The sequence below is a fragment of the Pseudoalteromonas sp. 78C3 genome (assembly GCF_002836695.1).
In the GTDB taxonomy this organism is placed as follows: domain Bacteria; phylum Pseudomonadota; class Gammaproteobacteria; order Enterobacterales; family Alteromonadaceae; genus Pseudoalteromonas; species Pseudoalteromonas arctica.
In genome coordinates, this window is record NZ_PJAV01000163.1 from 1 (window position 1) to 20,256 (window position 20,256).

Consider the following 20,256-nt stretch of genomic DNA (forward strand, 5'->3'; position numbering starts at 1 on the left):
ATGTTTATAATTCAGCCCAAATAGAATTAAAACGTGAGCTTGAAACAAAAAGCCTTTCACTAAAAAACCATCTTAAAGATAGTGTTACCGCTATTCGCTTTTTAGACGCAACGCCCCCGATTAAAGGCATTACTCGCGCCACTGAAAACAAGAAAATAGATCCCTTGTTAGGCACGCACATTGACGTTTGGGAAGAGCGCTTAGCGAGTATTTTTAGTGGTTTTATGCGCACAGACGACAGCATACTTCAGGCTCGCTATATTATTCTCGCAGATGGTGGGCAAGAAGTTGTCAGGGTTGATAGAAACCAACTCGGAGAAATTAATCGACTGCAAGGCCTGCAATTACAAAAGAAAGGCCAACGCGATTACATGATAAAAGCGAGTATGCTCGATAATAAAAGTGTTTATATTTCTCCTATTAACTACAACCGTGAAAATGGGCAGATACAAGAACCTTATATAAGTACTTTTCGTGTAGCTAAGCCTGTTTTTGATGAAAAAAATAAAATTTTTGCAATATTAGTCACTAACTACTTTGCTGATAAATTAATAAAAAGTTTAACGGTTGAATCTCCACAAGGAACACAAATTTACCTAATGAATAATGAAGGTGAATTTTTATATCATCCAAACTCTCAATTACGCTTCGGTTTTGAATTTAATAAAGCAAAAACATGGACTGAAGAATTTTCCACTGCAAGCACAATGGCAGAGCAAGGCACTTTACCGCTAAGTAATTACCCAATTGCTTACACGTTAAAAAAGCGTATTTCGCTTGATGGTGATATTGCGATGTTACCTTTAGAGCTTGGTGTAAGTGTTGATACTAAAACGTTGTTTGCAAAGGTGAACGAAAGGCGTCAAAACTTTATTGCAATGCTAGTGGTATTCTTTAGCGTATTTTTAGTTATTGCCTTTTTATACCAACGTTTTATAAACCGTAAGTTGTTAATTAATTCTCTAAAAGAGCAAAACAATAAAGTAATAGAAAATTCTTTGGATGCTATTTTTACAATTGAGCAAAACGGCGAAATTGTTCACTTTAATAATACAGCTAAAGAGGTTTTCGGTAATTCAATCTCAGGCACTAGCCCTGATTTTGTTTCTTTATTTAACTTAAATGAAGCCGATAATAACTGTATAGAAGAGACTATTTCAAACGGATCAAAAATGCCGTTTGAAGCTATCTACACAGATGGTTATGGCAACAAACAATACTTTTCAATTACACTCAGTAGTATTTTTGATGTCTACAATAACCGTTATCAGGTAGCGGCTATTTTAAGAAATATTAGCTCATTAAAAAATACTCAATCAGAGCTTGAAGGCTTAAACAGTACTTTAGAGCTAAAAGTCTCACAAAGGACTGTTGAGCTAGAGCGAGCAATTGATCAAGCATTAGCTGCGAGCCAAGCAAAAAGTGACTTTGTAGCAAATATATCTCACGAAATACGCACACCGATGAATGGCGTTTTGGGTATGCTTGAAATGCTCAAAGAAGATGGCTTAAGTGAACAACAATACCATTACTTAAAATTAGCTAATAGTAGTGCTAACTCTCTGATGAATTTGATTAACGATATTCTCGATTTTTCTAAAATAGAAGCGGGTAAGCTTGATATTGATAATCATACATTTGATGTTGTTACAGTATGTAGCGATATGATTAGCTCTTTAGCGTTACAGGGCCAGCGCAAAGGTCTTGAAGTATTCTTAGATACAAAAGATGTAGTAGATAGAATGGTTATTGGCGACAGCCATCGACTTAAACAAATTTTAATTAACTTAGTTAATAATGCATTTAAATTTACTCACAGAGGTGAAGTAAGTTTAACTGTCGGCTCTAAGTACATTACCGACTCAAAGTTATTAATGAGCTTTACAATAAAAGACACGGGAATTGGTATAGCGCCAGAGAACATAGACAAACTATTTGAAGTGTTTACACAAGAAGATTCAAGTACAACCCGTCATTTTGGTGGTACAGGCTTAGGCTTATCTATATGTAAAAAACTTGCTCAGTTAATGGGTGGTAATATTACGGTTATAAGTGAAAAGGGTGCTGGTAGTACCTTTACCGCAACAGTTGAGCTACATGTAGCACAAGAGAAAAAACTAAACACAGGTATTGAGCTTGCTACAAGTATTAACGTAGCGGCATTAATAGCGCGCGATAACGTTTATAAAAACGTGTGCGATTTATTGCTACTAACCTGTAAAGTAAATGCAGAAAACATTGTAAGACTCGACTACTTTAGTGAGCATAAAGAGTTTGAAGCTGACTTATTATTGATTGACGATGAGCATCCTCAAATTGATGCGTTAATTGATTACTGTAAGCAGTTTAATAAAAAGTACGTCTTAATTTTACGCGACATGGTGACCGATAAACCGACTAAAATGATATTACCTGAGGGTAGCCACATTCTAAATAAACCGCTTACCCAAGATCAATTTAGCTATAAGTTAGCCAGCTTATTTGGTGCCAGTAATGATTGCATTATAGCGCCACCAAAAGGCTTAACAGAAGAACAAGTAGAGCCAGACCTATCTGCTTATCATATATTATTAGTAGACGATAATATGATTAATATTGAAGTTGCTAAGGCGATTTTAAAACGCACTAAAGTAAAAATCACCTGTGCATCAGACGGTGTAGAAGCATTAGAAGCATTGAGAGAAAACACAGAGCAAGCTTTTGATGTTATTTTAATGGATTGCCAAATGCCTAATTTAAATGGCTACGATACAACAAGTGAAATCAGAAATAGTAAGGCCGGGGTAGACTACACTTACATACCTATTATTGCTATGACAGCAAGCGCGATGGAAGGTGATAGAGAACGTTGTTTAACTGCAGGCATGAACGACTATATTACTAAACCAATCAAGCCACGAACGCTAAAAGATAAGTTAATCACCTGGCTAAGTTAATAGTGATTAAATGAGAATCAGCTGCTTATGCAGCTGATTTTTTTGGTTTAGCATCCGTTGATATATTTAACTTTGTTATGTCGGCGCTATCGAGTACGGTTTGTGTGTCTGACCAATGTAGTAATTCAATTTTTCCATCTTGCTGCTCTACCAGCGCCGTACAACTCTCAATCCAGTCTCCATCGTTACAATACATAATTCCGTCGTCTACTTTGATTTTGGGATGATGAATGTGTCCACAAATAATACCGTCTACGTTTTGTTTTTTAGCTTCATGAATTGCGGCATCTTCGAAGGCTTTAATCGCTTCACGTGCTTTGTGTACGCGAGCTTTTATCCATGATGCAAGCGAGTAGTAATTACCACCAAATAGCTTTCGAATACGATTGGTCCAGCGGTTTAAAAATAATAAAAAGTCGTACCCTGCATCACCCGCGATACTAATAAGTTTGTTATAGCGTGTCGCGGAATCAAAATCATCACCGTGTACGAGTAAAAAACGTTTATTAGCTTTAGTGGTGTGAATAAACTGCTGGTGGATTTCAATACCAAATAACGTTTGATTTATATAGTTTCTAAACGTTTCGTCATGATTACCGGGAATATAAATGACGCGTGTACCGCTAGCTGCTTTTTTTTGTATAGAGTTTAATACTTGATAATGCGAAGGGTGCCAATAAAACTGACGTTTCATTGACCATAAATCAATAATATCACCCACTAAATAAAGTGTGTCGGATTCTACCGAGTTTAAAAAATCGAGTAAGTAATCTGCTTTACAGTCTTTGTAACCTAAATGAACATCAGATATCCAAATAGCAGGGTAGTGTTGCTTCTTAGTGTTTGCGCCATTACTCATTTTCATTCCCTAAAGTATCGAGTGTAATAGTTAAATAACCAGAACTCTGGTTAAGAGATTTACTGAGGTATTGAATCATGGTGATATTTAAATTTATTTTCTCTAGCCAGAGATTTTCAGCGCTAACTGCGTTGAAAATAGCTGCTCGAGATAGATTTATTATCCAGAGTTCAGGTTAAATATTTTAGGGAATAAAAATGACAATTATACGACAGTAATACTAAAGCTAAATAACACACATAAAATTTAGGTATAAAAAAACCGCTTTTAAAAAGCGGTTTTAAAATTACTTATAAGTATTTTTAGCTTAACCTTTAACGGCTGCTTTAATTGCATCAATTGCTGTATCGATATCAATCATTAGCTTTTCACCTGTACGGCGGTTTTTAAGCTCAACTTTGTTTTCGTCAAGGTTACGCTCACCAATTACTAGCGTAAATGGCACACCAATGAGTTCCATATCGTTAAACATAACACCAGGGCGCTCTTTACGGTCATCAAATAACACATCAAGACCAGCATCTTTTAAACCTTGGTAAAGGTTATTTGCAATATCAGGAATACGATGCGATTTGTGCATGTTCATTGGAACAATTGCTAAATCGAATGGCGCGATTGATTTTGGCCAAATGATCCCGTATTGATCGTTGTTCTGCTCAATAGCAGCAGCAACAATACGTGAAACACCAATACCGTAACAACCCATAGTCATGGTTTGGTTTTTACCACCTTCGTTTAATACACCCGCTTTCATCGCTTCTGAGTATTTAGTGCCAAGTTGGAAAATATGACCTACTTCAATACCACGTTTAATTTGTAAAACGCCTTGGCCACATGGGCTCATATCGCCTTCAACAATATTACGAATATCAGCAACTTCGTAATCAGTTACGTCACGATCCCAGTTAATACCGCTGTAATGCTCATCGTCTTTATTTGCACCGGCAACAAAATCAGCAAGTATGTTAGCTGCTCTATCAACAATAATAGGCATAGATAAGCCAACCGGGCCTAATGAGCCAGGTTTTGCGCCAATAGCAGCAACAATATCTGCCTCTGTTGCCATTTCAAGCGGAGAGTCTACTAATGGGTGCTTTTCAGCTTTTAGTTCATTCAATTCGTGATCGCCACGCAGTACTAAGGCTACTAAACCGCGTACTTCGTTTTCATCAGGCGTACCATAAACAATTAACGTTTTAACACCGCGATGTGGCTTAACACCGTAGTGTTTTTTAAGCTCGTTAATCGTTTTAGCGTCAGGCGTTGGAAACGCTTTAAGCTCTTTTGATGCTTCAGGGCGAGGCTCGCTTGGTGCCAGTGCTTCTGCTTTTTCAATATTAGCGGCGTAATCACTGCCATCACTAAATGCAATTGCATCTTCGCCCGACTCAGCAAGTACATGAAACTCGTGCGATACGCTACCACCAATAGAGCCTGTATCGGCTATAACAGGGCGGTAATCAAGGCCTAAACGCTCAAAAATATTACAATATGCTTTGTGCATCGCTTGATAAGTCGCATCTAAACACTCTTCACTTAAGTGAAAAGAGTAGGCATCTTTCATTGTAAATTCACGAGCACGCATTACACCAAAACGAGGACGACGTTCGTCGCGTACTTTAGTTTGTACTTGGTATAAAGTAACTGGTAATTGCTTGTAGCTGCTTATTTCTTTACGTACGAAATCAGTTATTACTTCTTCGTGTGTTGGGCCAAGTGCAAATGTACGGTTATGACGGTCTGTAAAGCGCATAAGCTCAGGACCAAATTCATTCCAACGGCCAGACTCTTCCCACAAATCAGCAGGTTGAATAACAGGCATTAGCATTTCAATTGCACCCGCTTTGTCCATCTCTTCACGTACAATGTTTTCTACTTTACGTAGCACGCGTAAACCAGAGGGTAACCAAGTGTATAAACCCGAAGCGACGCGACGGATCATACCGGCTCTAAGCATTAACTGATGCGATACGATTTCAGCATCTGATGGCGTTTCTTTAAGTGTTGCGAGTATATATTGGCTTGTACGCATGTTTTTTCCGAAATAGAGTAATTATATTCTTTTAATAGAGCTTAAGTTTACCAGCGGATGCTTTTACACTAAAGCGCTAACTGAGTTATTTAGTTTTTTTCTATACTTGTTACTACGTTATGTTCGCCATTGACTTGCCAGCGAATATTATAATTATACAAAGTCATACCATAGCTCTGCTCGCCGTCTTTTTGTTTTTTATATGCAGGGCGGGGATCTTGTTTTAAAACATTGGCAATAAAATCATGTAAATCTGGGTATTGTGTTTGCGCATTAACAAACTCAATTGCTTGAGGGCTAAATTCAACCGTCATTTGTGTTTCAGGGCGCGTGTCAGCAAAGCCAGCACTTGCATCCGGCATAGAGTCTGAATACGGCAAATACGGTTTTATGTCAATAATCGGTGTGCCATCAAGTAAATCAATACCAGCGAGTAATAAGCTAAGTTGTCCGTTTTTATATTCAATACCTTCAAGTTTTACGGCGCTCATTCCAATTGCGTTTGGTCTGAATGTAGCACGGGTCGCAAATACACCTTTTCGCTCATTGCCACCCAAACGAGGCGGGCGCACCATAGCAGAATAACCTTTATCAGCCGTTTCATGAAAACGAAATAACAACCATATATGAGTAAATTCATCTAAACCACGTACAAACTCTTCGCGATTAAAATCGGGGGCAAATATAAGCTTTGCTTTAGCTTGTGGCACTAAACGAGGTTGCCTAGGTATAGCAAACTTTTGTTTATAAGGAGATTGAATGTGGCCAATAGCCGAAATGGTATAATCGCTCATAGTACTCGGGTACAAATAAAATAGAGCGCTATTCTACCCGCATTTAGCGTTTATGGCATTAATGTAAGCAAGTTTATTGCGTATACCAATTTTATTAAAAATATGATTATTCTACTGCATTAAATAGCGCACTTACTTTGTTAGGAATTATTCATAGTTGACTGCATGGATGCAGGAGGTAGAGCAATGCAGGGAGCAATTTATTATAACAACTATATATTATAATTTTGCCTTGTTATTGCGCTATTTTCTTAGTGCTACAATAGAACAATTATTTAATGCACTTGGCATTATAGACCAAACGGTTTAAAGTTTTTATTAGACTGATTGGTTTATATTAATATATTTAAAAAGAGCCTAAAACAAAAAAGGTAAGCCCTTGGGCTTACCTTTTATACATGCTAAAGACTAATTAAAACATGTATTGAACTGATACAGACGCTACATCCATATCTGGGTCAATATCGTCATCAAGTTTATAGCGTTCGTACTCTAAACGAAACTGTACATTTGTTGTAAGCGCATATTCAATACCAGCGCCGTAAAATGCATCACCACCATCTGTAGACGCTGATACGCCACCTACTGGTAAATCTTGTGTGTAATCTGCATCCCATTCAAGCCAACCGCCTTTTGCATACACAGAAAAGCTTTCTGTTATAGGGTAGCCCAAACGTGCGGCAAGCGATACGCCATCAATTTCAGCTTTGCTGTCTATATCACTTACTTCATCAAAGTTTTGATAAGCAAGCTCTAAGCTTAAGTACTCGTTAAATTGTGCACCAACGTAACCCTTAAGCATTTGTGCATCGTCGTCAAAGTCAGTGTCGTTGTCACTGTCTTCAAATTCAAAAGAATATTGACCGTAACCGATACCAGTATAAATACGTGGAGAATCGAAATCAGAAATGTCAGCGTGTGCTGCAGAGTTAAAACCCAGTGTTGCTAGTGCAATAGCTGAAAGAGAAAGTGTTTTAATCATTGAATAGCTCCTTTACAAAAAATAATCAAATGCTTGATTTCATTAATCAAACTTCAATTATCTACTTGCAGCGAGCGTGCCAATATTAAAATGGATTAAAAACACGCCTTAATTAATTCTTTTGTATTGGTTTTTACGGTGTTTAGCGTGTTTTATAATCAAAGTGAACTTTTGTGTAATTGAGTACTCTAAAATAAGTTGTATGTTTTACAAAGTATAATGAGTTTTTTACATAGCCTGACTTTATTTAAACTAGTAATTACACTGTATGAAGCAAGTTTTCTGTTTCAATTGCTATTTCTTTCATTTTTATAGCGTAATTTTCTAATTTAATATCTTCTTCTGTTACAGCTTTAAACGAAGGCACTTCTATTGGGTAGCCCGTTTCATCCATTGCAATAAAGCTGATAACACAATGATTTGTTTCAACCATATTTTGTGTTTTTGGATCGCCACAACGCACTTGTATAAATATTTGCATGCTACTTCTACCCGTATGGGCAATTTTAGCTTCTACTTCGACTATTTGACCCACTAAAATTGGGCGTCTAAATTTAACACCCGCAACCGAAACCGTTACGCAGTAGTGACCACTCCAACCCGCAGCACATGCATAGCCTGCTTGGTCAATCCATTTCATGACGGCCCCACCATGAACTTTACCACCAAAATTAACATCGGTAGGCTCTGCTAAAAAACGAAAAACAACTTTTGACGACGGCATAGATAACACTCTTATTATTAAAACTACTATTAGCATAACGTAAAAAAGGGGCCGAAGCCCCTGCAATTTAGGATATGTTTATAATTTATATGTAAAAAAAGTGATTATATGTGTATATAACGCATAATTTAGTTACATATTAGGGTAGTTTGGCCCACCAGCACCTTCTGGAGTTACCCAGGTAATGTTTTGGCTTGGGTCTTTAATATCGCAGGTTTTACAATGCACACAGTTTTGAGCGTTAATAACAAACTCTTTATTGCCTGCTATTTCTTGTACTTCGTAAACGCCTGCTGGGCAATAACGCTGTGCGGGTTCATCAAATTTAACTAGATTTACGTTAATAGGAATTGACGCATCTTTGAGTTTTAAATGACAAGGCTGTGATTCTTCGTGGTTAGTATTTGATAAAAACACACTTGAGAGTTTATCAAAGCTAAGGTGTCCATCTGGTTTTGGGTACGCTATTTTGTCAGCGGCGTTAGCATCAACAAGGGTTGAATGATCGGGCGTATTATCTTTAAACGTAAAGGGTAAACCACCATTAAAAATGTTTTGATCAAGCGTGTTATACGCACCCCCTATAAACTTACCGAGTTTGTGCATTGCAGGGCCAAAGTTACGAGATTGATATAACTCTTTATATGCCCACGATTTCTCAAACGCAGTTTGATAATGAGTTAAATCGGTATTTGCCAACTCATTTTGCAATGCTTCAAAAATAACCTCAGCGGCAATCATTCCCGATTTCATTGCGGTGTGATTACCTTTAATTTTTGCAAAATTAAGTGTGCCTGCATCGCACCCTATAATTAAGCCACCAGCAAAATGCATTTTTGGTAATGAATGTAAACCGCCCTTAGCAATAGCACGCGCACCGTAAGCAATGCGTTCTGCGCCTTCAAGTACGTTTTTAAATACTGGATGGTGCTTCATTCGCTGAAACTCATCGAACGGGCTTAAATGTGGGTTTGAGTAATTTAAGTCAACAATTAAACCTACAACGACTTGGTTGTTTTCACTGTGATACATAAATGCACCACCATTAGTATCGCCGCTAAGTGGCCAACCTGTACCATGAACAACTTTGCCGAGCTCATGCTTACTTTCATCAATTTGCCAAATTTCTTTAAAGCCTAAACCGTAATGCTGCGGCGATGAATCTGCATCAAGTGCAAACTCATTAATTAGCTGCTTACCTAAATGACCTCGGCAGCCTTCTGCAAATATAGTGTATTTTGCACGAAGCTCCATGCCAGGCATGTAACCGTCTTTTTCATTACCGTCTTTGTCGACACCCATATCACCAGTAATAATGCCTTTTACTGCTTTATCTTCAATTATTAAAGAGTGTGCGCTAAATCCTGGAAAAATCTCTACGCCTAAGCTTTCAGCTTGCTCAGCAAGCCATCGACATACATTACCCATAGATACAATGTAGTTACCGTCATTATGAAATGTTTTTGGCGTAGCAAAGTGGGGGATTGATGTCGATTTTTGCTCGTTATTAAACCAATAAATTTCATCGTTAGTTACTTTGGTTGTAACCGGTGCGCCAAGCTCCTGCCAATTTGGTAGCAGTTCATCCAAAGCTTTGGTTTCAAAAACAGCGCCTGAGAGTACATGTGCACCCACTTCAGAACCTTTTTCAACGACGCAAATCATGCACTCTTGTTGTTTTTCTTGTGCTAATTGCGCGAGTTTAATTGCACTTGAAAGCCCCGCAGGGCCAGCGCCAACAATTACTACATCAAATTCCATGGTTTCACGTTCGACCATAATAACCTCTTTATATATGACGGACTTATTCGAATGTTTATTACGCATTTAAATAAGGTGTACAGCCTATTTTTAACCTTGCAAATTAAACGTTACAGACTGTGAATAGTTAAAGGTTATTTTAGGTTGACGTTTACGTCAACAGGAAGTAGTCTAATTTCATAAAATAAATAAGTTGACGTGCACGTTACCTTGTAGGTTTAAATAATTATGGAGTTCCTATGAAAGTTCTCGTACCAATAAAAAGAGTGATTGATTACAACGTAAAAGCACGCGTTAAAAGTGATAACAGCGACGTGGATTTAACCAACGTAAAAATGGCAATGAACCCGTTTTGTGAAATTGCTATAGAAGAAGCAATCCGCCTTAAAGAAGCCGGTACAGCCAATGAAGTTGTTGCTGTTACTATTGGTCCTAAAGCATCGCAAGAGCAATTGCGCACAGCATTAGCACTGGGTGCCGACAAAGCCATTCACATCGAAACCGATGAAAAGCTCGAGTCACTCCATATTGCAAAGCTACTCGCTAAAATTGTAGAGCAAGAATCTCCTGAACTTATAATTTTAGGTAAACAGTCAATCGATTCAGATAATAATCAAACAGGTCAAATGCTTGCTGCGCTTACTAATCGTGGGCAGGGTACATTTGCATCAAAAGTTGTTATTGAAAATGGCAAAGTAAACGTGACCCGCGAAGTTGATGGGGGCCTGCAAACGGTAGCACTTAACTTACCAGCGGTTGTTACAACTGATTTACGCTTAAACGAGCCTCGTTACGCATCACTGCCAAATATTATGAAAGCCAAACGTAAGCCGCTTGAAGTAATAGCAGCTGATTCGCTTGGTGTTGATTTAACACCGCGTATTCAATTAATAAGTGTAGAAGAGCCAGCTAAACGTACCGCAGGAATTATTGTTGAAGACGTTGCACAGCTTGTAGAAAAATTAAAAACAGAGGCAAAGGTGATTTAAATGAAAACACTCGTAATTGCAGAGCACGATAACGGTGCCTTAAAACCAGAAACCTCAAAAACTATTAACGCCGCAGTAAAAATGGGTTTTCCTGTTGATGTACTTATTGCAGGTAACAGCCTAAGCGCAATGAGCTCACAAGTGGCCAGCATTGATGGCGTAGCTAATGTTTTAGTTGCCGATAATAGCGTTTATGAACATCAGTTAGCTGAGAGCATGAGCGATTTAGTTTTATCTCTTAGCGACACCTACAGCCACATTGTTGCAAGTGCTACTACAACAGGCAAAAATTTTATGCCACGTGTTGCTGCGTTATTAGATGTTGCGCAAATTTCTGAAATTATCGCAGTAGTGGACGCCGATACATTTAAACGCCCAATTTATGCAGGTAATGCAATCGCAACAGTTAAATCACTCGACAGTAAAAAAGTAATTACCGTACGTGCTAGTAGCTTTGATTTACAAGGCGAGCAATCAGCAGCGGCTATAACAAGCATTGATACAGTGTCTGATTCGCAATTAAGTAGCTTTGTAAGTGTTGAACAAACAGAGTCTGAACGACCTGAACTTACAGCTGCCACTGTGGTTATATCGGGTGGTCGCGGTATGCAAAACGGTGAAAACTTTGCACTACTTAATGGTATTGCCGATAAACTCGGTGCAGCGATTGGTGCGTCGCGCGCAGCGGTTGATGCAGGCTTTGTACCTAACGACATGCAAGTAGGGCAAACAGGTAAAATTGTAGCGCCTAATTTATATATTGCAGTAGGTATTAGCGGTGCTATTCAGCATTTAGCCGGTATGAAAGACTCAAAAGTAATTGTCGCGATTAATAAAGACCCCGATGCACCTATTTTTCAAGTCGCAGATTACGGTTTAGTGGCTGACTTATTTGAAGTACTGCCACAGTTAGAGAGTGCTTTATAGCGCTTAATTAAGCAAAATTTATTCTGGTTGAAAGCCGTGGTGCTCTTTGAGTGCTGCGGCTTTTTTATTCGGTAAATTAAAGACACAAAAAAACCAGCCAATTGGCTGGTTTTTAGTATTTATAAACGGCTAACTTAGTATTAGTAAGTTGCGCTGCCTTTAGTACGAGGGAAGGCAATAACGTCACGTACGTTGCCCATACCTGTTACATAAGCAACTAAGCGTTCAAAGCCCAAACCAAAGCCTGAGTGCGGCACGCTACCGTATTTACGTAGATCGCGGTACCAGCTGTAATCTTCTTTGTTTAAGCCCATTTCTTCTAAGCGTGCATCAAGTACATCAAGGCGTTCTTCACGTTGTGAACCACCAATGATCTCACCAATACCTGGTGCTACAATGTCCATTGCGGCAACGGTCTTACCGTCTTCGTTTTGGCGCATGTAGAATGCTTTAATGTCACGTGGGTAGTTTTTAATAACTACCGGTGCTTTAAAGTGCTCTTCAGCTAAGTATCGCTCGTGCTCAGACTGTAAATCTACACCCCATTCAACAGCGTACTCAAACTTTTTACCACAGTTTTTAAGGATCTCTACTGCTTCAGTGTAATTTACCTGCGCGAAGTCTTTTTCTACAAATTCTTCCAAACGCGTAATTGCAGTTTTTTCTACACGTTGTGCAAAAAATTCCATGTCATCACGGCGTTCTTCAAGTACGGCTTTAAACACATACTTAAGCATATTTTCAGCAAGTTTTGCGATGTCTTCTAAATCAGCAAACGCAACTTCAGGCTCTACCATCCAAAATTCTGCAAGGTGACGAGATGTATTTGAATTCTCTGCACGGAATGTTGGGCCAAACGTGTAAATTTTTGACATTGCAGACGCGTAAGTTTCGCCATTTAACTGGCCAGATACAGTAAGGAATGCTTCTTTACCGAAGAAATCTTCGCTGTAATCAACTTCGCCTTTGTCTGTAAGCGGTAAGTTTTGCATATCAAGCGTAGACACACGGAACATTTCGCCAGCACCTTCACAGTCACTTGCCGTAATAATTGGCGTGCTGATCCAGTAAAAGCCTTGCTCGTGGTAAAAACGGTGAATAGCTTGTGCTAAACAGTTACGTACACGAGTTACCGCGCCAATCATATTTGTACGAGGGCGAAGGTGAGCGTGCTCACGTAAGTACTCAATGCTGTGGCGCTTTGCCGACATTGGGTATGAATCTGGGTTTTCTACCCAACCTAATACAGTCACTGTATTAGCTTGAATTTCAAATGATTGACCTTGACCAGCAGATTGTACTAAAACACCAGTAACCGACACAGAACAACCGGCTGTTAAGCTAGTAACTTCATCATAATTATTCAGTGAATTAGGAACTACCGCTTGAATAGGATCAAAACACGAACCGTCATGAACGGCTAAAAATGAAATTCCTGCTTTTGAATCGCGGCGAGTACGGATCCAGCCCTTAATTGTTACTTGGCTGTCTACCGCAACATTGCCTTTTAATAGCTCTGAAATCGCTAAATGGCTCATCTTCACTCCAATGATATAAGTTGCCTAACTATTTTATTTTAACTGTGCGCAGCACTCGGGCATAAATTGCACATAAACGGCGCTGCACTTGAACCCTGTATCTTACCTAGTAAAGTTGAATAAAAAAACTATTGTGGGCAACTCTTTAAAAGTTTTTATGCATGCGGTTTATTTTTAAACAGTTTTTAGAGTTTAATTACTACTATTATGATTTGTTGCTCTTAAATTTAATGATTTTGTGGCATTATTAACAAACAAATCAAATTAATATTTATTCACACTTAAAAAATCGATGCTATGAAACAAGTTTTTATTTTACGAGGACTACCAGGAAGCGGTAAGTCTTACTACGCGCAAAGCCTTGCTGACGAATTAGGTGGAGTTGACGAAAGCCAATACCTAATCTGCTCAACTGATGATTACTTTATTAATGAGCAGGGCGAATATCATTTCGATAAATTTAAATTGTCGCAATTTCATAATTTAAATTTAGCGCGCTTTATAAATGCACTTGCTCAAGGTATGCCATTGGTGATTGTAGATAACACCAATATTAAAAAGTGGGAATTTATAGCTTACACTCAAGCTGCTGTTGCTTTAGGTTATCAAGTAAAAGAAGTAATAGTGGGTGAAGTGAAAGACAAATCAATGCAGCACTTATATGCTAAACGTAACTCGCATAATGTCCCGCTTAAAACAATAAGCAAAATGGCCTACATGTTTGAGTGGTAGTGCTTCGAGTTTAGTTAGTAACATACATAGTAATACCTATTAAAAAGCCCATATATATGGGCTTTTTGGTTTATGTAAGTAAAAAAGTAGTTAAGCTTTTTGTTTATAAACCGCTAATGGGTGCGAGGTACTTAGTGATACATGCACTTCGTCGCCAGGGTTTACCACAACTTCATGGCTTACTCGGCTAGTTACAACAGTAGAGCATGCAAGTTTTACAGCGCACAAGCGGCTGCCACCTTCAAAACGTACCCAAATTACTTCGCCGTTATTGCCAACACTGCTTTGTACAAGTAACACATCATCTGGTCGAAGTAGTACATCAACGTCGCCACTTTCACAGTCAACGCCATGAGCGGGAGCATTACCAATTGAGGTAGTGGCTTGTCCTTGGCTAAATTGGCCGCTAATAAAGCTGGCTTCACCTAAAAAGCGTGCCACAAAGCGATTATTTGGGGTACTAAAGCAGCGCTCGGGTGTATCGATTTGCTGAATTTTGCCGCCTTTAAGTACACCAACACGATCGCCAACTGAGAGTGCTTCTTCTTGGTCGTGTGTTACCCAAATCGCCGGTACGCCAGCTGCTTTAAGTGCGTTTCTAATATCCCAACGAAGCATGTCTTTAAGGGCGGCATCTAAGTTTGAAAGCGGCTCATCAAGCAATACAAAATCAGGTTGGTGGGCAAGGGTGCGCGCAAGTGCAACACGTTGCTTTTGTCCGCCAGAAAGCGTAGCTGGTTTTTTATCTCTAAAATCGCTCAGTCCAAGTAGGTTTATCCAATACTCAGCAGGGGCTGTATCTTTTAATCTAAAGCAAATGTTTTGCTGTACGGTTAAGTGCGGAAATAACGCAAAATCTTGAAATACCATACCTACACTGCGTTTTTCAGGAGGTATTGTTAATTTGGGTGTAGCGCGCCATTTACCCGTGTTTATTTCGCCTTCGCTAATAGGTATAAGGCCAGCAAGGGCTTGTAAAATTGTACTTTTACCGCAACCTGTTGGCCCTACAAGCATAAGGATTTCGTTTTCACCCAGCGATAAGTTTAAATCGCTTACTACGCGGTTACTGCCATAATCTATAGACAACTGACTTACAGATAGCATTGTTTCTTAAATCCTTAATGTTCAAACTGGTTGCGTTTTTCGCCAGACATCATAATAGCTAACCCGCAGGCAGATATCACTACTAACAATAATCCAGGAATAGCAGCGCGACCAAAATAGCCCGCTTCGTATACACGCCATAAATAGGTAGAGAGGGTTTCAAACCCTGTTGGGCCAAGTAATAGCGTGGCTTCTAGTTCGCGCATTGACTCTAAAAACACTAGTGCTGCACCGGCAATAATACCGCGCATTGTTAAAGGCAGTGTTATACGAGTAAATACTTCACGTGGGCTTGCCCCTAATACGCGCGCAGACTTTACTAAACTTGGGTCTAAGTGTTCGGTGCTTGTTCTAACAGAGCCCACAGCAAGTGGTAAAAATCGCAGCATATAAGCAATAATAAGCAATCCCAGTGTTTGATATAAAAACGGTAACTGCAAACCACCGTAAACAAGCGCTGTGCCCATTACTATACCCGGAATACCAAAACCAAAGTAAGTAACACGTTCCATTATACGACCCGCTTTTCCACTCAGTGCGGCATGTGCAACGGGGATCGCAACGATAACAGCTACAATTGCCGCAATACCCGATGCATACGTAGAGTTCCATGCAATATTAAAATCAAATGAGCTAAAACCATCGCGAGCTAACCAAAGTGAAAATATAGCCAAAGGCAAGCCAATAGCGAGTAGTAAAACAGGTGCAAACGTAACAAACATCGCACTTAACTGTAGTTTGCTTGGGAATAAAATTAACGGGCGACCTTGGCGCTCAGGGGCTGTTTTTATTTGTGATTCAACTAAAAGTAAAAAGCCAACAATAACCATCAGTTGAAGCGAAAGCATGGCTGCGCGCCCTAACGCAAAAGCGTTGTATTCAACGTAAATTACGCGGGTAAACGTATCTAAGCGCATCATTGCGGGCGTGCCAAAGTCTGATAATGTATAAAGGGCGACTAACAAAGAGCCTGCTGCAATACCGTTAACTACGCGCGGTAATATAACTTTAAATATACTTTGCGTCATCGACATACCCAGCGTTCGTGCAGCATTAACCATGCTTGCATCAAGGCTTAGTAGGGATGAGCGAGTTGTCATCATTACAAACGGGAAAGTATAAAGCGTCATCACAATTGCAGCGCCTGTTAGGCCATACATTGATGGTGTTTCTATTCCTGTTAAGGTGTTTATTTCGCCACCGGGGCCAAAAGCAGCATAAAGTGTAAACGCGCCAATATAACTGGGGATTGCCAGCGGCGCCGCAAATATAACCAGCCAGAGTTTTTTAAATGGCAAATGCACATACGCGCTAATAAACGCCAGTGGCACACCAATTAAAATAGATCCGAGTACCGTTAAACCCATTAACGATAACGTGTTACCTAAAATTTGAAGATTGTGGGTGTCAAACACTGAGCTTGCATCGCTTGCAAGCACTATTAATACATAAACAGGGGTAAGCGCAACAAGCGCTGCAAGCAGCGCCATTGGATAAGAGGCAGGTATTCTCATTACAATACGCCGCTGCTACGCATCAAATCTATAGTAGGGCGTAAATCAGCAAGCTGTGTTAAATCTACTTTAGGTGGAGAAATATTAGCAAGTGATGGTAGACCCTCAGGTTGGGTAATACCATTTACTAACGGAATTTCGTACGCTTCACTAGCTAAGTAACCTTGTACTTTTTTACTAAGTAAGTAACGCATAAAGTTAGTAGCAAGCGGATCGTCGTTAAGGGCTAATACACCCGATGCATTAACTAAACAGCCCGCATCATTTTGTGTAAATGCTAAATCAAGCTTGGCATCAGGCTTGCCTGATTTTAAACGCAATGTGTAATAATGATTAGCAAAACCAATATCAACTTCACCGCGTTCAACGCCCATAACAACACCTAATTCACCAGCGTATGTTTTAGCACGTTTTTTAATCTTTTTAAGCCACTTAGCAGTTTTGTCGTCGCCTTCTAAAATTCGCATTGCGGTTACAAACGATTGAAAAGAAGCGTAGGCGGGCGCCCAGCCAATACTTAAATCGCTGTCGGCAATTTCCATAATACTTGTTGGAATTTGATCTTTGGTCAAACGCGACGTGTTATATGGCAATGTACGAATACGGCCAGTTACTGGTGCCCACTCTTTATATCTAAACTGTGGTTGTAACTGAGCAGATAAATCACCTGGGATAGGTTGTGCAAGGCCTGCATCGGTTACTAAACCAATCGCGCCTGAATCAACCGCCCAAAATAAATCAGCGCGGCGAACGCCGGCTTTAGCTTCTGCAACAATCGTATTTGCTAAAGCAGCAGTAGGACCTCGGCGTATACCGAGTTTAAAGTCTGGATTTTTTTTCTGGATTGCTTGCAATACGTTTTCATACAAACCACCTTCGCCTCGGCCTAAATAAAGGGTTAACTCGCCTTTAAGCTTTGGTAAATCATCAACAGAAACTGGGTTTGCTATATCAGCGGCTAGCGCACGAGAAAGAGGCAGTGGCAATGAGCCAACCACCCCTAACGCAGCTAGGCCTTGAATAAAGGTCCTACGCTTCACTTAAAATACATCCTTACGGGCTTTTTCGGCTTTTTCTATTAAAACCTTAGCGCGGTCTAATTTTGTTTGCATATCACTGATCACATCGCGTACTTCATCTACGCTTTTGCTGTTTTTAATTGCTAGTGGCAGTGTTACGTTAAAGTCTTTTTCCAGCACTTCAACTAGGTTAGCGTCTTGCTCAATAAGTGTACCTTCAACGCCTTCAAACAGGTGTAGATAAGTATCGTGAACAATTTCAGTTGCTTCGTCTTGTAAACGCTCAGCAAATTTAGCTACTACACGGTCTAATTTGTGCTTAATTTCATCAATTGTGGCACTTTGTGTCATTTCTTTTGTAGCGGTTGCTTTTACAGTGTCTAACAAGCCTTTTTGCTGGAATTTTGCAGCAAGCTTAACAGCCCCAAGACCTTGCCACAAGGCTATGTTCATCGCTTCTTGTTGTTTACGAACTTCCTCAGCAGGCTGTTTATTATCAATGGCCATTTTTACGCCATAAAGACCCTGCCAAATAGAAGCGTATACCGGTACGAAGTTAGTTTCTATTGCGCTGTGAAACTTAACTGATTCCCAGTATTCAATTAAATCATCAGTTTTTACAGCTTTTGCGCCTTTAGTGTCGTAGTCGCTTACCATGGTATCAACTTTGCCTACCATCCATTCTACTTCTTCTGCGTAACTTTTAAGGTTAGCTTGAAGATGATTAACATGCTCGCCAATAGGGCCGTTAGCTAATACTGGTTGAGCCATAAACGCCGAGGCTAGTAAAAGGCTTGCACCTAAAGTTTTGGCTGGTTTAAATAATAAATTCATAGCAAAGAAGTCCAAAAAGGTAATTGTAAATGATAGACATTATCATATAGCTAATAGTTAACGAGATCAATAACTACAAACTCGCTTAATAGATAAGAACACTAAATGTAGCGGTAGGTTACAGCAAATATCGCTATAACCTTTATTGAGACCGGCTATTAAGCGTAATGCTTGCCTTTAATGGCATTATAAATGGCATCACACAGTGTTTTTATACTTGCATCGTCACTTATATACGGTGGCATAAGGTAAATTAGTTTACCGAATGGACGTATCCATACGCCTTGCTTTACAAAATAAGCCTGAATTTTAGCAACATCAACATTGCCAGCAGCCTCGTTTAGTTCAACAACGCCTATTGCACCTAAGGTACGCACATTGGCAACCGCATCTAGTTCACTGCATTTATTAAGTTGTTGTAGCTGGGTGTTTATTTGCTTTATTCGATGTTGCCAGTTTTGCTCAAGTAATAAATCAATACTTGCGCAGGCCGCAGCACAAGCAAGCGGGTTACCCATAAAAGTAGGGCCGTGCATTAAAACGCCTGCTTCACCTTCGCTGATGCCAATGGCTATTTTATCGCTAGTGATAGTGGCCGATAGCGTCATTGAGCCGCCAGTTAATGCTTTACCAATACACATTATATCGGGCTCTATTTTGGCGTGCTCTACAGCAAATAATTTACCTGTACGGCCAAAGCCTGTGGCAATTTCGTCGCAAATTAGTAGTACGTTATATTGCGTACATAACTTACGCACGCAAGCTAAATATTCGGGGTGATAAAAGTTCATACCACCTGCGTTTTGTACAATAGGCTCAATGATAAAGGCGGCTACTTGGTTATGGTTTGCTTTAAAGTACGCTTCAAGCTCTTGGGCTTCAGTCTGGTTAAACTCGCTCCCAAATTGACTAACCGGTGCAGGCACAAATACGTGTTCAGGTAAAAAGCCGCTATACAAACTATGCATTGAGTTAACGGGGTCGCATACGCTCATGGCTGCAAAGGTGTCGCCATGGTATCCCTTGTAAGGCGTCATTAATTTTTGTTTAGTTGTAATGCTTTGACTTAACCAATACTGCAGCGCCATTTTAATCGCTACTTCAACACTTACCGATCCGCTGTCGGCTAAAAACACTTTAGTTAAACTAGGCGGCGTTATATTTACTATTTTTTTGCACAGCTCAACCGCGCTGTTATGCGTAATACCGCCAAACATAATGTGGCTCATACAGTTGATTTGCTCAATCATGGCGTTATTTATAACAGGGTGGTTATAGCCATGTATTGCGCTCCACCATGAGGCCATGCCATCGATTAATTGCTCGCCAGTTTCAAGGTGAATAATGTTGTGATTTGCATGTGTAACGGGATATACCGGAATTGGCTTAGTCATAGATGTATATGGGTGCCAAATGTGCTCACGATCAAAATCAAGGTCAATCGTATTCTTTTTAATCATATGTAAACTTTATCTTGGTGGGCTTCGTTGACAATGTTACTTCAACTC

Annotated in this window: 16 protein-coding genes; 4 read left to right on the top strand and 12 right to left on the bottom strand. The window is 39.7% G+C overall.

Translation table 11 applies throughout. The features are described from left to right. Window positions 1-2,936 (top strand): ATP-binding protein (locus CXF76_RS14450; protein WP_101164012.1); only part of this gene is annotated, 2,936 nt, incomplete at its 5' end. Between the two features lie 25 nt (window positions 2,937-2,961). On the opposite strand, the gene CXF76_RS14455 is transcribed toward CXF76_RS14450, so the two are convergent. The 6 genes from CXF76_RS14455 to CXF76_RS14480 all read right to left on the bottom strand — a co-directional run bounded on the left by CXF76_RS14455 (window position 2,962) and on the right by CXF76_RS14480 (window position 10,106). After that, complete coding sequence (locus tag CXF76_RS14455) at window positions 2,962-3,795, bottom strand: UDP-2,3-diacylglucosamine diphosphatase (RefSeq protein WP_101164013.1); 834 nt, start codon at window positions 3,793-3,795, stop codon at window positions 2,962-2,964. 307 nt (window positions 3,796-4,102) lie between these two features. Then, window positions 4,103-5,827, bottom strand: coding sequence for a proline--tRNA ligase (locus CXF76_RS14460; protein WP_024589214.1), 1,725 nt, complete (start codon window positions 5,825-5,827; stop codon window positions 4,103-4,105). Window positions 5,828-5,916: 89 nt separating this feature from the next. Then, window positions 5,917-6,621, bottom strand: a complete 705-nt coding sequence (gene tsaA, locus CXF76_RS14465) for a tRNA (N6-threonylcarbamoyladenosine(37)-N6)-methyltransferase TrmO (protein WP_007586811.1) — start codon at window positions 6,619-6,621, stop codon at window positions 5,917-5,919. 412 nt (window positions 6,622-7,033) lie between these two features. Next, a complete protein-coding gene (locus CXF76_RS14470) occupies window positions 7,034-7,603 on the bottom strand; it encodes an outer membrane beta-barrel protein (RefSeq protein WP_007586810.1) in 570 nt (189 codons plus the stop codon). Window positions 7,604-7,862: 259 nt separating this feature from the next. Continuing rightward, window positions 7,863-8,327 carry an acyl-CoA thioesterase gene (locus tag CXF76_RS14475; protein WP_007586808.1) on the bottom strand — a complete coding sequence of 155 codons (465 nt, stop codon included), beginning with the start codon at window positions 8,325-8,327 and terminating at the stop codon, window positions 7,863-7,865. A gap of 132 nt (window positions 8,328-8,459) precedes the next feature. Then, entirely contained in the window at window positions 8,460-10,106 is a 1,647-nt protein-coding gene (locus CXF76_RS14480) for an electron transfer flavoprotein-ubiquinone oxidoreductase (protein WP_101164014.1), read from the bottom strand. Between the two features lie 221 nt (window positions 10,107-10,327). On the opposite strand from CXF76_RS14480, the gene CXF76_RS14485 reads away from it, so the two are divergent. Together CXF76_RS14485 and CXF76_RS14490 are read left to right on the top strand one after the other, a co-directional pair. Beyond that, on the top strand, window positions 10,328-11,077 hold the full coding sequence (locus CXF76_RS14485; protein ID WP_101164015.1) for an electron transfer flavoprotein subunit beta/FixA family protein: 750 nt from the start codon (window positions 10,328-10,330) through the stop codon (window positions 11,075-11,077). Next, window positions 11,078-12,004: an electron transfer flavoprotein subunit alpha/FixB family protein gene (locus tag CXF76_RS14490; RefSeq protein ID WP_101164016.1), complete on the top strand. Its 927-nt coding sequence runs from the start codon at window positions 11,078-11,080 to the stop codon at window positions 12,002-12,004. A 140-nt stretch (window positions 12,005-12,144) separates the two neighbouring features. Here the strand turns inward: CXF76_RS14490 and asnS are convergent, their stop codons facing one another. Beyond that, window positions 12,145-13,542, bottom strand: coding sequence for an asparagine--tRNA ligase (gene asnS, locus CXF76_RS14495; protein WP_024612616.1), 1,398 nt, complete (start codon window positions 13,540-13,542; stop codon window positions 12,145-12,147). 297 nt (window positions 13,543-13,839) lie between these two features. Between asnS and CXF76_RS14500 the strand changes: the two genes are divergently transcribed. Then, complete coding sequence (locus CXF76_RS14500) at window positions 13,840-14,274, top strand: ATP-binding protein (RefSeq protein ID WP_007586798.1); 435 nt, start codon at window positions 13,840-13,842, stop codon at window positions 14,272-14,274. A 90-nt stretch (window positions 14,275-14,364) separates the two neighbouring features. On the opposite strand, the gene CXF76_RS14505 is transcribed toward CXF76_RS14500, so the two are convergent. The 5 genes from CXF76_RS14505 to bioA all read right to left on the bottom strand — a co-directional run bounded on the left by CXF76_RS14505 (window position 14,365) and on the right by bioA (window position 20,208). Continuing rightward, a complete protein-coding gene (locus CXF76_RS14505) occupies window positions 14,365-15,381 on the bottom strand; it encodes an ABC transporter ATP-binding protein (RefSeq protein ID WP_101164017.1) in 1,017 nt (338 codons plus the stop codon). A 14-nt stretch (window positions 15,382-15,395) separates the two neighbouring features. Continuing rightward, entirely contained in the window at window positions 15,396-16,895 is a 1,500-nt protein-coding gene (locus CXF76_RS14510) for an ABC transporter permease (protein ID WP_101164018.1), read from the bottom strand. Next, window positions 16,895-17,935 (bottom strand): extracellular solute-binding protein, encoded by a 1,041-nt coding sequence (locus tag CXF76_RS14515; protein ID WP_101164019.1) that lies wholly within the window; start codon window positions 17,933-17,935, stop codon window positions 16,895-16,897. The genes CXF76_RS14510 and CXF76_RS14515 overlap by 1 nt, the downstream gene beginning before the upstream one ends. Continuing rightward, window positions 17,936-18,748 (bottom strand): hypothetical protein, encoded by an 813-nt coding sequence (locus CXF76_RS14520; protein WP_101164020.1) that lies wholly within the window; start codon window positions 18,746-18,748, stop codon window positions 17,936-17,938. A 158-nt stretch (window positions 18,749-18,906) separates the two neighbouring features. Beyond that, entirely contained in the window at window positions 18,907-20,208 is a 1,302-nt protein-coding gene (gene bioA, locus CXF76_RS14525) for an adenosylmethionine--8-amino-7-oxononanoate transaminase (protein ID WP_101164021.1), read from the bottom strand. Window positions 20,209-20,256 lie beyond the last annotated feature (48 nt).